This is a genomic window from Paenibacillus sp. WC2504, from assembly GCF_052682475.1.
This window is the reverse complement of the sequence record NZ_JBQZFH010000001.1, coordinates 3721782-3735925: the sequence shown is the minus strand read 5'-3', so window position 1 is coordinate 3735925 and position 14144 is coordinate 3721782. Positions and strand designations below refer to the sequence as shown.

Genomic DNA, 14144 nt, shown 5'->3' with positions numbered 1-14144 from the left:
TTTTTATGATTTCAACAAAAAAATGGGCTCTCTCAAAGTAGATTCTTCTACTTGGAAATAGCCCTTGCTTACCTTATCCTATTAATCTATTAAGGAGTAATCATTCTTAACAACACGTCAACTTTCGGAAGCTGGTAGCCTCCAATTTTCTGCACGTTCAGCACCATTAGACCGGAAAGGACCGATAAGTACGACGCAATCATTTCGTCCAAATCTCCCTCCGCAAGCTCACCGGCTTCCTGTCCTTCTCGGAACAAGGCACGCAGCTGCTTGACATAGTTATCCATGGAGTAGCGCTCCATTAACTCCACGACTTTCTCAGGCACTCCATCTGAAGTTCTCGCTTGATGTATAAGTAGAAAATAGTCCGTCCCGCCTTCATCCATCATGTCTTGCGTTAACGCTCTTATTTTATCAATCGGCGAGCCCGGCAGCTTGTAAACCATTTGCATAGCTTCATCCGATGCCAGCATGGCTTTTTCAACAAGCGTTGTGAAAAGCTCTTCTTTCGACGTAAAGTAATGATAGAGCAGCCCATGGCTAATTTCGGCCTCAGCGGCAATCATGCTCATTTTCGTCCCAATAATCCCCCGTCTTGCAAAAACCTTAAGCGCAGCGCTCATGATTTGCTCTCTGCGTTCATCACGAATCTGAAGCTGTTGCTCTTCATTTAATGGAGACAAGACATCCTTCACTCCTAACTTGGAATCAATTTGATCAAAACTTCTTCTAATGGCAGCTCATATTCACTTAACAGATCGGCGAGTAATTGCTGCCCTTCCTCCGAAGATTCAAGAACCGACTTGACCATCTGTGGCTGAAACAACTCTTGCAGAGGCAACGATAATGAATTAACACCCCAGTACAAACCGAATAGTTTGAAATTATGATTCGCCGTACCCTCTCTCAGGATCAAATTCATATACCGGCTGCCAAATGCAATTCCCTTAAGCGGTTCTGAGCCAGCCTCGTATTCGACGCCATCCCACTGCAAATCCGCTGCGCAGTTTAACCACCAAGCAGGTGTAATTGCTTTTTCTTGAAATGCACGTAAGACCTTATGCTCGAAATGTGGCTCAGGATGATTTTGTTGTTCCTGAAGCATAGTGTCCAGCAGTTCCGCTTCTATGGCAGCAACCGTCATCCCTTGACCAAAAATAGGATCATAAATGCAGTATGCATCCCCCAATACTAACAATCCGTCCGGCCATCTGTCCATTTGGTCATAGTGGTGACGGTACAATTCAGGAACGCGAAAACCCTTAGGTGGGGTGATCGGTTCAAGCTCGCTCAGGATTTCTCCAATTAGGGAGCTAGGAAGCCCAGCGACCTCCCGCTCGAAATCTTCCGCATTCGTTGGCGGATAATTCCCGCCTGGGCGGTACAGCAGCACTTCAGCTACTTGATTTTCGATAAAGGAAAATACTCCTGTAAACGTTCCCTTTGCCGGTTGGCCCATGATGTTAATCACATCCCATTTCTCGATCAGATGCTTCATATGGGCAGGAACGTTATAGCGACGTGTACTATAACCAATAGCTGCTTTCATCCGATCAGGGGAAGGCACGTCATAGTTAAGTTCCTTCAGCCATTGCGTTAATTTGGACGAGCGGCCACTCGCATCCACGACAAGATCTGCCATGTAATCATGTTGGATGCCTGCTCCCCGCTGACGGACTTCTATGCCCGTAACAGCTTCATGATTCGGGCTCATATGCAGCCCAATGACATCATGCTCCGCTAGCAGTCGTACATTGGGAATCTTCCTTACACGATCACGTATCACCCACTCCAACACGGCACGGCTGAACTTCACATCATTCCGTTGGTAAGGTGCTTCCACGGTTCCATATTGATTCATCATATGAACGGTTTTATGAAGCGAGCTTGGTGAACCAAGCGCCACCAGTTCATCTTCGTAACCTGGAAAAAACTGCTCTGTAATCATTTTACCACGTTGTGTGAACCTATGGGGATGAAAACCGTGCGGAGCGCCATTCCGATCTGCGGGATGTTGCGGAAATGCATCCTTATCGACAAGCAGTACTTCTTCATAATACGATGAGAGGACTCTTGCCGTCATTAGACCTGTCATGCTGCCGCCGATCACGATAGCTTTGCCTGCTTTTTGCACAAAATTCATAACATTCACCTCTACAAAGTTTTTTGATTGACTAAATCAGTCAACGTTAGATTAAACCATTATTTTCCTTATGTCAATCATATAATTTCCTCATAAATTCTTCGCTGTGTTGGAAACATCTGCCATTGGATTCAGCATGGTAAACGTCTTCTCCGCATACAACTAGGTTTAGAACAGGTAAATTCGGAGGTGTATGTATGAGTAAAAAACCGAACTTCCTCCTGATCATTGTCGATGAGGAGCGGTATCCTCCAGCCTACGAAAGTCCGGAGATCTGCGCTTGGCGGCTCACGAATCTCCCTGCGCATGAACGGCTGCGTAAGAATAGCATAGAGCTACACCGCCATTATATTGGCAGTGCTGCCTGCTCTCCGAGCCGGACTACGATGTTTACCGGACATTATCCGTCCCTCCATGGTGTCTCGCAGACGAACGGCATCGCGAAGAGTGCTTTCGATTCCGATATGTTCTGGCTCCCGCCAAATACGGTGCCTACAATGGGCAACTATTTTCGCGAAGCCGGGTATCAAACGTATTACAAAGGTAAATGGCATATTTCCTATGAAGATATTCTGGTTCCAGGAACGCATACGGATATGCCCAGTTATGACCCAACTAGCGGTGTACCGGATCCAAAGCGGGAACAGCTTTATTTGTCCGCAGATCCGCTAAACGCCTTCGGCTTCTCCTCCTGGATCGGACCTGAACCACATGGCCGCAATCCCCATAACTCCGCTTCATCGTCAGCCACGGGCATGAGCGGCAGGGATGTCATGTATAGCGCAGAGACTGTTAAGTTGATTGAAGCACTGGACTATCAAAAAAGTGTAGAACCTGACACCAAGCCATGGCTCATCGTCGCCTCCTTCGTAAATCCGCATGATATTACACTTTATGGGATGCTAACCGCCAATCTGCCGAACATGTTCCATTTCCATGTTGATCCAATGCCAGAAGTCCCTCCTCCGCCAACGATTCATGAATCTTTACATACGAAACCAAGTTGTCAAGCCAGTTACAGAGATACTTATCCGAAAGCTTTGCAGCCTATTGGGAATGAGCCATTTTATCGAAAGCTGTATTATCAATTGCAAAAAAATGCCGACCATCAAATCATGAAAGTGTTAGATGCCCTAAGCCGCTCTTCTTTCGACGAGGATACCATCGTCATTTTCACTTCGGATCACGGCGAACTGCTAGGCGCCCATGGCCATTTGCGACAGAAAATGTACTGCGCCTATGAAGAAGTTCTGCATGTGCCTTTCTTCATTCACAATAGGCGGCTTTTCCCGCATAAACAAAGTTTTTCAGAGCTAACCTCCCATCTTGACCTGCTCCCTACCATGCTTGGTCTTGCGAATGCAGATATTCCTGCCATTGAAAACAGGCTGAAAAGCAGCTTCACAGAAGTTCGTCCCTTCGTTGGCCATGATTTAACACCATATTTGCTCAATCGCCCAGAGCACAAGGGAGCCGCTTATGCGAACGAACCGATTTATTTCATGACGGATGACGATATCACGCGAGGCCAACAACAATTTAATCCCTTAGGGCGTGCTTACAACTCTGTCATACAACCAAACCACATTGAGACCGTTATCGCCGATCTACCTGGGCACCGGGGACAACCGAGTCAAACATGGAAGTTTACCCGATACTTCGATAATGAACAGTTCTGGAGCGATCCCGGTGTACGCGATGTGACGATTCAGCTATTTGGCGAATTGTGTGCAGATTCTAATCAAACTACAAGTCAAGTTACATGCAAAACCGTTCCCGCTCCTGAGGAATATGAGTTGTACAACTTAACCGAAGATCCACTCGAAACGCGTAATCTCGCTCATCCTGTTTGGTCCAATTCACAAACGAAATATGTCCAATCCAATATGGCCCGCTTATTGGAGGAGCAACGGGGTCGCAAACGTTTGACACCAGAACCAATGAACCAAGAATAACACCTTCTAATGCCATCCAATTTAGCGTAGATATATAGTTTGCAGAATTGATTGCTTTGAGGAAAAAGGAGGTCTTCCAACATGTTTGATCCCCTGTTTCAAACCCGTTTTTTTATTCAGTCTGATCCTATGGAGCAAGAATTTCTTTACCGTTTACCCGACACTTGGTGGAGCCGGACCTATGAGTACGCGTGGTGCGCTTCCTTTATAGAAGATACCGACATCGCGTTGGATGCGGCTTGCGGGATCCCCCATCCTTTTAAATTTGTTCTCGGCCGTAGATGTAAGCAAGCCTATGCTTGCGATTGGGATTCGCGGGTGCTTTCAACCCAAAGCTTACTTGAGTCCATTCGTTCGGAGATTAATGAAGAGGCGGCAGAGATTGTACGAAAGGGAGATTACACGGAAACCATTCTAAGTCAAGCAAGCCTCACTCAACTTCCTTATGCCAATGACTTTTTTGATAAAATCTTCTGTATTTCGGTGCTCGAACATTTAAATCCGAATGATATGCTCCTGAGCTTGAAAGAATTCAGCAGAACCTTAAAAGACGATGGACTGTTGATCCTCACACTTGACTATCCGACTGTTGACTTAAACATGTTTCAATCTATTGTCCACAATTCCGGTCTAGACTTCCTCTCCGAAACAAATTTCACTCTCCCTCCTGATGCGCTCTACACGGATTTATGGGGTGGATTGTATTGTTTCCGCGCTGTCCTAAAGAAACGAGCATTGGCTTGAGGAGGAATCGGGATGAGTTTTGATTATATTGACTTCTGGGACCAGAATTATAGGTTAGGAGGCGATTCCGGCAGCGGCTCCTATGGGTTATTGGCTGAATTCAAATCCCAAATAATCAATGATTTGATTCAAAAACATGCGATTTCCACCGTGATTGAATTTGGATGTGGGGATGGTAATCAGCTGCAAACGATGAATTATCCCCAATATTTAGGTTTAGATGTCGCGTTATCCTCAATAAACTTGTGCAAGGAAATCTATAAGGATGACAGTAGCAAAAGCTTCATGCTTTATAAGCCCGGCTATCTGATTAACCGCGGATTCTTCAGAGCGGATCTCGTTGTTTGCTTGGATGTGCTCTATCATATAACTGATGAAGAAGATTTTTGTACAACATTAAATGATTTGTTTCAATGTTCCAGCCGGTGGGTCGTCTTATATACGAAGATCACAACCGGATTAGAACCTCAGGAGGTTCCTACGATCCTTGACCGGGATATTATTTTGTATTTATCCAAGCATTCTGATTTTAAAATGACTGAAATCATTCCGCAGCGCTATCCCCAGCTGTCTTCTTCCCATTTCATCCTAATGGAACGCGTTTCTCCTTCTCTCTGATATCGTGCATCTCAACGCATTCCTCCCGAATGAATAAGCCACTAATGCAGATCCAGAATCGCACCTTCACCCAAAACCTTTGCATAGAAAAAACCATAAGAAGGATAATAAGGAAAAATTACTGGAGCTGCATGAGCTTGATATCCTCAAAAAATTCCGTTACCTATCCGCAGGATACCATCAGCACCGACTTGGCTGAGAACGAAGCGTTGCTTCACCAAGTATTCGCTCATTGTTTCGACATCGTCTTTCAACGGGTCGTTTTGTCTGACGAATGTACAATTCTCATGGTCTATGTCGATGGAATGATTGATAAGAACGTATTCACATCGCCTTTGTTTCAGTCATGGCTAGTGGAAAAATCCGGCGTCAGCGCCAAAGACACAGTCGACTATCCAATCTTGAAAGAGCATTTTGCGGTCGTACGTCCGCTTCGTAACGAATGCCGACTGAAGGAAATCGCCGAATCGATTCTGCAGGCATACTTGGCTGTATTCATCGATGGTGAACCGGAAGCGATACTTCTGGAAACGGCCGCTTTGGAGCTGCGAGGAGTCGAGGAACCGGCGTCCGAGGTGAGTATTCGCGGTCCCAGAGAGAGTTTTACCGAAACACTTCAAGTCAATACGAGTCTCATTCGACGACGAATTCAAACCCCCGTCCTGAAGTTTGAATCCGTCGTTCTCGGCACATTTTCCAAAACAAAAGTCGTCATCGCTTATGTGGAAGGACGAGCCCGTCCAGACTTGGTTGAACTGGTCAAACAGCGAATGTCCACCATCCGAATGGATATCGTGCTCGATTCCGGCTATATTGAAGAATTCATTGAAGATAAATCATTCACTCCTTTCCCTCAAGTCATGAATACGGAGCGGCCTGATATCGTGGCGGCTAACCTGATGGAGGGAAAAGTAGCGATTTTGACGGACGGATCACCGCAAGCCCTGCTTGTTCCGATGACGTTCTGGACGGCATTTCAAGCTGTCGAGGATTATTATGAGCGGTTTCTATATTCCTCCCTGGTGAAGTGGTCCCGATTTATCCTGTTCTCCATTTCTTTGTACCTGCCTTCCTTATATGTCGCGATTACGACATTTCACCCGCAGCTGCTACCGTCAAACTTTTTGCTCAGCATAACGTCGGCTCGTGAAGGTGTTCCATTCCCAGCTGTTATTGAAGCGCTCTTAATGGAATTCTTGTTCGAAGGCTTGCGCGAGGCCGGTGTGCGGCTGCCGAAAGCTGTCGGCTCAGCCGTCAGTATCGTAGGTGCCTTGGTAATCGGGGAAGCTGCGGTAAGGGCGGGAATGGTCTCTGCCCCAATGGTCATCATAGTTTCCATAACGGGGATCGCGTCCTTCGCCATCCCCCGCTACAACATGAGCATCCCGTTCCGAATTCTTAGATTTCCGCTTCTTCTTATTTCCGGAGTTCTTGGCTTGTTCGGAGTTGCGATGGGAACGATCATCATCTTAATCCATATGGCTAGGCTTGAGTCGTTCGGAGTCGCTTATTTATCTCCGATCGCTCCTTTTCAACCCGACCAAATCAAGGATGTTCTTTTACGCGCTCCATGGCCAAAAATGACTTCACTTAAAGCTTTTATTCACAGAAAGCCTACACGGAGGTAATATGAGGAGCAAACGATATGCCTTGAAGCAAGCTCTCCTCCTCCTGCTTCTGGTCCCATTAACCGGATGCTGGGATCACAAAGAATTGAACGACCGCTTATTCGAATTGGGGTCTGGTGTTGATCGGCTCGATGAGGAAAAAGTATTACTGATCGGACAATTCATGAATCCGAAAAAGTCCGAAGAAGCAGGCGGCGGTGAGAAACAGTCTTACTTCATCGAGACTGGAACAGGTAAGACTGTGTCCGACTGCTTATTGGACATGCAGTTAAAACTATCGCGAAGAATAACCCGTGGACATCGCCAGAATATTTATATTGGCGAAAAGACGGCAATGATCGGCATTTCAAACGATATCGATTCGGTCACTCGGGATCCAGACAGCCGACTCAAATCGGATATATGGATTGTCAAGGGGGGAACCGCCCTTGAGTTTATGCGAATGTCCTATCAGCTGGAGAAAATGCCCGTCATTGCCCTTTCAAAGTTAAGACAAATTATTGGCAAGAGAACAGGTAATTCGTTACTAGAGTTATTAGTCGAGCAAAACGTTGAAGGAAGCGGTTCGACACTGCCTGCTGTCGAGATGTCATATGATTCGAAGCTCCAAAAAAAAACGTTGCATGTTTACGGCCGCGCGGTTCTTAACCGAAAACTGCAATTAGTCGGCTATTACGAAAGGTTGGAATCAGCTTATCGGTTATGGCTCACAGGTGAAACGGATCGTATGCCTGTCACGGTGTCCATGTCAAACGGAGAAGGATCGTACAGCGTTACGATCAGTCAATTGGGCAGCAAGGTGCGTACCGAAATCGAAGGCGAGCATGTGGCAATTGGCGTTGAAGTGAAAGGAAATGCTGTTATAGTGGAGAGCACTGCAGCTGTCGATTTTCGAAATGATGAGATTCTGAGAACTTACGAAATCGAGTTGAACAATCATATCGAAAAGGCGATTTTGGACGTGATGCAGAAAGCACAAAAGCAGTTCAAAGTGGATGTTTTCCATTTTGGAAAAGCAATCTCCAGGCAGCATCCTGAAGCATGGGCAGAATTAAATTCCCACTGGGAGCAAGCATTTTCCGATGCCAAACTTACTGTTCATTCGAATGTGAAAATCAAGCGAATCGGACTTCAAGGGGCGCCTCCCAATAAAAGTTAACCCTAAGGAGCTTGAGATGAAGCTGACGAAATATCAATTGTTTTGGTTGTTATTTTCAATGGAGATGGGAATGACTTTGCTGATAACGATCAACCCGACATTCAAAATAGCCAGACAAGGCGCACCTCTGGCAACGCTCCTGGCTGGTGCTGCTTCCCTGATCATCACCTATATCGCGATCAAACTAAGCCTTCTTTACCCGGATCAAACATTTATCGAATATGTACCAAGAATTATCGGCAAATGGCTGGGCAAGGCAATCGTCTTCGCCTATCTGCTTATGTGGATCATCGTAGCTGGTATCATCCTTCGCCAATATGCTGATTTCGTACATTTGACCTTGTTCGTGACGACTCCTTTATGGGTCATCATCTTGTTCATGTTGTTGGTTATTGTCTACGCGGTGCACGGAGGCATTCATATCGTCGGGCGCTGCAGCGAAATCATCGGTCCGATCGTCATTTTTAACGTGTTATTGTACAGGCTTCTATCTATTAAAGATTTACGCATAGAGCGGCTGTTCCCCCTCTTGCCAACTACGGGTTGGATGCCTGTGTTAAAAGGGAGCATACCGACCATTTCCTTCTTGAGCGAATCTGTCATGATCGTGATGCTGATCGCTTTTCTTACAGAAAAAAAGAAGGCGGTTTCCTCTAGCTTGTGGGGTGTCGGCATTGCAGCTGTCATCATTGTGAGCACCACGATCGATGTGTTGCTGCTTATGGATAACACCCTTCCAGGCAAACTGCAGAACCCCATATATTCTTTCAGTCAATACATTTCCGTCTTGGAATTTATTCAAAATCTCGATAGTGTACTCGTCGTTGGCGTGAGTTTCACCGTTTTCGTTAAAGCATGCCTCTACATATTCATGGCCAGTTATGGAACGGCTCAATTGTTCCATATACGGAAATGGCGTTATCTGCTTTGGGTTGTCGGTACTCTCGTCTTCGTAATCGCCATATTCCCACGAAATGTGGACCAAGCCGAAGTAGCATTCCCTACTTTCTGGAAAAATGTGATACTTCCATGTTTCTTAATCGCTATCCCAGTGCTCTTATGGATGATCGGGACCGTCAAAAAACGCATGAAACGAATTGAACAGCCGAAAGCCCCCTGACGGGGGCTTTGCTTTTCACCGAGAAATTGATTGTAGCTGCGTGGGGTTGTCCATTTGCTGCCCAAGGTGCCATGAAATGCTTTCTCCACAAACGGCATAATTTCGAATCCACTCATCCGTCAGCATTTGTTGAACAATAAAACGCCATGCTGAGAATCTTTCAAACTTACTTCACCATGTAAACTTGCTGGCTTGGCAGTTCCAAACCATTTAACTGTCCGCCGTAAACGGCCCCGCCATCAATGCCAATAATTCGATTCATACCAAAGTAGACATTAAAGTTCTCAATATCACCATGCAGTGTATCTGTAGAAGTGTGCCCGAAGACCACGATTTTTTTATCGAAATAACCCGTATGAAATTCATCGCGAATCCACATCAATGTATGCGGGTCCGTTTCGGAAATCGGAGTTCCGGGCTGTACACCGGCATGTACAAAGATATAGTCATCCGTTTCGATATAGTGTTCCAGATTCGTTATGAATGCCAGGTGTTGGGATAAAATCTCCGATTGCAGCGTTGGTTTGATGAACGTCTCTGCGTTGTCATCGACTGCGAAATCAGCTTCCGTAAACCCATAGCTTCTAAGCGTCATATCGCCGCCATTGATTTGCGACCAACGTCTCCAAGCACGTTCTTCCGGCGTCGTTAATGCTTTAATCATTAGGTCCTCGTGGTTACCCTTGAGTACGAGCGCTCCCGCTTCTTTTAAAGCGATCACCTTTTCAATGACTCCTCTGGCATTCGGCCCACGATCCACATAATCGCCAAGCAAGATCAGTTGATCCTCTTCCGGATGATAGCGCGCAGTTTCCAGTAAACGTTCGAATTTCTCAAGTTCTCCGTGAATATCGCTAATGACAAGCATTCTTTTCATCTCGTTCTCCTCCTGATGACTGATGTCTGGTTTCAATTTTACTAGTATAAAATGAAAAGCTCTTATCTGCAATTACGGAATCTAGGCGCCTTAAGCCCTTAGAAAAGGTTGATTTAGCCTACTATTTCAGTTGAAATCGCTTACAAATTCTTAGTCCATCTTACTATAATTTCTATGTAAGCTTGTAAGTATTTTAGAAAGGGGCGGATAGGATCGTATATCTAAAAAGTGTACCAAAAACGAATTGTCTAAGATCAAGGTTATGCAATCGTATTGAAATCTGGGATAAGAAGGTGTGCGTGAATGAAGCGGCTTATATCATTATTATCTTTCGTCCTCATGAGCTTAACTTTAATCCCGGTAATCCATGCGTCGAATGACGCCGTTCCTGGAAACCGAACTTCAATGGTACAACAATCAGAGAAATTTCATGATTTAAGTGATTTACCGCAGGATATCCTAGACAAATTTGACGTTTTGATTCGAGAAAATATGTTTGATGGCGTCTCGGACCATACGTTTGGATTAAACGAGAAAATGAATCGGGCTCAGTTTGCCAAGTTTGCTGCGATGATCTTTGCACTGCCGATTCCTACAACGGCTATACAATCGTCGTTTGCCGATGTGCATGAGGATGACCCAGCTAACGGGTATGCCCTTCCTTACATTGAAGCATTAAAAACAGCCGGACTGACGAACGGAGCCGACGAGAGTGGCAAGCTTTACAACCCGGCGGGTCAAGTAACCCGTCAAGAGCTGGCAGCGTTCTTGGTCCGCGGGTTGAAGTGGCAAGTTTCCGAGGTCACACCAACGACGGACATGACCGTAGACGACTGGGCGAAAGGATATGTCACGTTGGCGATTCAGAACAAGCTTATGACGAACATAGCCGTTGGAAGCTTCGGAGGTAAAGCCCCCTCCACGCGTAAGACACTAGCGCTAGCCAGCTTTGAAGCGCGACATGCTTTCCAGACGCATACGATACCTGCTCCCAGCAGTCAAACCGCTGTGGAGAGCTTACCTCCTGGCATTACCGTGCTGCCAACAAAGATTGAGCTGGATGAAACCGTTCAACTCAGCGTTGGGGATAACTATTATGACGCCAATGGAAAAATTTCAACAACGGGGCAATCGCCGGTGATCGGCCTGAAAGTGACCGGACCGGACAAATACGAGTTTACCCTGAGCCAAATTGAAACGCTATATAGCAGTGGTTACTTGGATATCTCCGCTTCAGGCGGCCTTGTACTCGATAACCCGGTGATCGGTCAAAGCTATGCCGGACTAGGTAAAATTGTCGTTAAGCAGGTCAAGTCTGAAGGAGAAGCTTCCATCACGGCTAGCCTTACTCATATTGGTGATGCAACAGCGAGTAAGACTTATAAGATCGCACCGATGCGTATTCCCACAAGCATTGAAGTCAATACCAAGGAGATGGTTGTACTCGCAGAGAATGAACAGCCACAAGGATTCGTTTTTACAATTAAAGACCAATATGGAAAAGCATTTAATGCGGCTTCTGCGCTCGATCATATTCCGTACATGATCAAATATAAGCTCGAAAGGGTTTCCGGTGAACCTAGTTTGCAAAGTGCCGGGGGCATTTTTGACATTCCTTGGAATGAGGAAAGCTCCACCAGCTCCACCGACACGGACAATCACGTCCTAACATGGCAGCTGCCTATAGACAAAAGCGGTGATTTGAATAAATTTATGTTCAAACCAACCCAGAAAGCGGTAAGTCCAGATGGCTCGCATTATACAATCACAGCAAGCGTAATTAATAAAAACACCGATGAGTCGATAGCCTCGTCAACTTCAAATTTAGCGATTTACAACTGGAAGGATTACGATCCCTTCATGAAGTACGAGCTGGATATGCTGGATGATCATTTTGCAGCAGGTAAATATTTGTTCGGGCGAAATTTAATCAGCAGTAAGAATGATGTTGCAGCTATGAATTCGAAATATGCTTACTATGGCAAGGAAATCAACATTATCGCAACGGATGACAAGAACAGAAGAATCGATATTACGAAGGTACTCAAAGACGATAAAGGCAAGGGGATTTCGATCATTCAACGAGTCTCTGCCGATGCAAACGATTCTATCCTGGCTGCTCCAAGCGTAAATACATCAGGGATTCCCGTGTATAAGGCATACGGCATCCAGCCGACGGAATTATTTAACGTTAACGTAACGTTTTACACGCCAAGCGGTTCCAAAACATTAACTAAACAACAAGTGACCGTCGATTATGCCGAGCCGGTAGCCAAGGCGGTAGCGTTGAAAAATACGACACTTCAATTCAACTTGAATACCGTATATACCATCCTCAAGGCGGACGGAAAATCGGAACAAATCACAGGCTCCGACTACCTCGCAAGTAACCCGTATGTGTGGGAGTTTTTAAAATTTAGTGACAATAATGGTCAGAGTGTGAAAACCGAAAGCGGCTTCTTTAAATATTTTATCCAGGCGACGGATCAATTCGGTTACAAATATCAGAATACCAGTGATGGCCAACTCAAGGATTTCATCCATAACCTCGATATCCTGAAAGTTCAAATTACCATTGATACGGATAACAAATTCCCGCCGAAATGGAGTGTAAAAGACGAGGCATTGAAGGACAAAATATGGATTGATGACCAGTTCCGGCTTCATTATGAGCCTGCTGCCCGAAACGCCGATGGATCATTCGACTATTCGAAGAAAAATTTGCAAAGCTTCAGCATCGAGCTTATTACCCCTTCCATGCAGCGGTCATGGTGCACCGTTACATTAGGTAATTAAGGTATACCTGCGTACTAAAGACTAACATCACTAAGGCTTTACTAAAGGAACTGGAGTCCGCTATTTAAAGAAAATGAGCCATTTCCTCGATGAGCGGAACTACAGGGGCTTATTAGTCCTCCACAGAGAAATAGCGGACTCTAGTTTCCTTTATTCTGTTTCTTGAATTGATACAGGAAAAATTGCAAAGAAAGAATCAGCAAAGCGAACGCAATTCCTGATTCTATGACGATGTAAGGATAAACTTGGATATACTTAGCCCCGTAAGCAATCATCGCGGTCCACTCACCTGTTTTCGTCAAATAGATAAGATACGGCACTTCCCCAGGCACTAGCTTATCTACCATCACCAACGTTTCTGAACCTCCAATAATAAGATTGAAAATCGCCAACTGTCCCATAAGGAAAAGCACAAGGATAAATTCGCTTATCGCCATAAATAGCAACTCAAGTCGCATGTTGGTAACGATATGCCTCAAGATTCTATGAAAAGCTGTGCCGCCCATTAATTGGGATGCATCGACATAGGGTTTTCGATTGTAGAAGCGAGCTCTTTCGGCAATTTGATAAGCCAAAGGAAAGACGCCCAGAACGGTCACCATGACGAAAAAAACGATCGTAAACAGCTGAAAATCATGCGGATTCGCTTTATCAATCTCATTTAAGCCAAGTCCGAAGAATAAGCCTGATAGCGGCGGATATACAAACAAAAACACCGGCACGGCCGAGATGACCCATTGCATGACCCGCAGTCCCTCGGCTCCCCTGCCCGTCGTCCCCGACCACATGCCAAGCGGAATAGCAAACATAAATCTGAAAGCCGTTAATAGTCCGGCATTCACCAAGGTGTATTTCAAGCCATTCAGGAGCAAACTCAGCATATCAAATCCCCTGTGGTCGGTTCCTAGCAGATAAGTGGCATTCGGTGAGTAGGGTGGTGTTTTGCCAATCATTTTGCCATAGATGATTTCCGTTATCAAGACGACTTTATCAGCGTTCGCAAGCCCATGAGGCTTCAGCATCCCGCCGAATATCGCTAATAAAACGATGAATACGATAACTGCGCAAGCAAAATAGAACGACTTCGTGGATTTCTTTTTCATG

General features: G+C 45.5%; 11 protein-coding genes. 7 read left to right on the top strand and 4 right to left on the bottom strand.

Annotated features, from left to right (window positions below):
* Positions 1 to 89 precede the first annotated feature (89 nt).
* Complete coding sequence (locus tag ACUN27_RS16645) at positions 90 to 683, bottom strand: TetR/AcrR family transcriptional regulator (protein ID WP_315950783.1); 594 nt, start codon at positions 681 to 683, stop codon at positions 90 to 92.
* 14 nt (positions 684 to 697) lie between these two features.
* The gene (locus ACUN27_RS16640; protein ID WP_445559234.1) at positions 698 to 2143 is read right to left on the bottom strand and encodes an FAD-dependent oxidoreductase; all 1446 of its coding nucleotides are present in this window, start codon (positions 2141 to 2143) and stop codon (positions 698 to 700) included.
* A 197-nt stretch (positions 2144 to 2340) separates the two neighbouring features.
* On the opposite strand from ACUN27_RS16640, the gene ACUN27_RS16635 reads away from it, so the two are divergent.
* From ACUN27_RS16635 to ACUN27_RS16610, 6 genes are all read left to right on the top strand, one after another.
* Positions 2341 to 4098 (top strand): sulfatase-like hydrolase/transferase, encoded by a 1758-nt coding sequence (locus ACUN27_RS16635; RefSeq protein WP_445559233.1) that lies wholly within the window; start codon positions 2341 to 2343, stop codon positions 4096 to 4098.
* 81 nt (positions 4099 to 4179) lie between these two features.
* Positions 4180 to 4842: a class I SAM-dependent methyltransferase gene (locus ACUN27_RS16630; RefSeq protein WP_445559232.1), complete on the top strand. Its 663-nt coding sequence runs from the start codon at positions 4180 to 4182 to the stop codon at positions 4840 to 4842.
* A 12-nt stretch (positions 4843 to 4854) separates the two neighbouring features.
* Positions 4855 to 5460 carry a hypothetical protein gene (locus ACUN27_RS16625; RefSeq protein WP_445559231.1) on the top strand — a complete coding sequence of 202 codons (606 nt, stop codon included), beginning with the start codon at positions 4855 to 4857 and terminating at the stop codon, positions 5458 to 5460.
* A gap of 131 nt (positions 5461 to 5591) precedes the next feature.
* Positions 5592 to 7088, top strand: a complete 1497-nt coding sequence (locus ACUN27_RS16620; RefSeq protein ID WP_445559230.1) for a spore germination protein — start codon at positions 5592 to 5594, stop codon at positions 7086 to 7088.
* A 1-nt stretch (position 7089) separates the two neighbouring features.
* Positions 7090 to 8247, top strand: coding sequence for a Ger(x)C family spore germination protein (locus ACUN27_RS16615; RefSeq protein ID WP_445559229.1), 1158 nt, complete (start codon positions 7090 to 7092; stop codon positions 8245 to 8247).
* A 16-nt stretch (positions 8248 to 8263) separates the two neighbouring features.
* Entirely contained in the window at positions 8264 to 9367 is a 1104-nt protein-coding gene (locus tag ACUN27_RS16610) for a GerAB/ArcD/ProY family transporter (protein ID WP_315950798.1), read from the top strand.
* A gap of 166 nt (positions 9368 to 9533) precedes the next feature.
* On the opposite strand, the gene ACUN27_RS16605 is transcribed toward ACUN27_RS16610, so the two are convergent.
* Entirely contained in the window at positions 9534 to 10244 is a 711-nt protein-coding gene (locus ACUN27_RS16605; RefSeq protein ID WP_445559228.1) for a metallophosphoesterase family protein, read from the bottom strand.
* 339 nt (positions 10245 to 10583) lie between these two features.
* Between ACUN27_RS16605 and ACUN27_RS16600 the strand changes: the two genes are divergently transcribed.
* Entirely contained in the window at positions 10584 to 13040 is a 2457-nt protein-coding gene (locus ACUN27_RS16600; protein ID WP_445559227.1) for an S-layer homology domain-containing protein, read from the top strand.
* Between the two features lie 140 nt (positions 13041 to 13180).
* On the opposite strand, the gene ACUN27_RS16595 is transcribed toward ACUN27_RS16600, so the two are convergent.
* Positions 13181 to 14143: a hypothetical protein gene (locus ACUN27_RS16595; protein ID WP_445559226.1), complete on the bottom strand. Its 963-nt coding sequence runs from the start codon at positions 14141 to 14143 to the stop codon at positions 13181 to 13183.
* Position 14144: the final 1 nt, after the last annotated feature.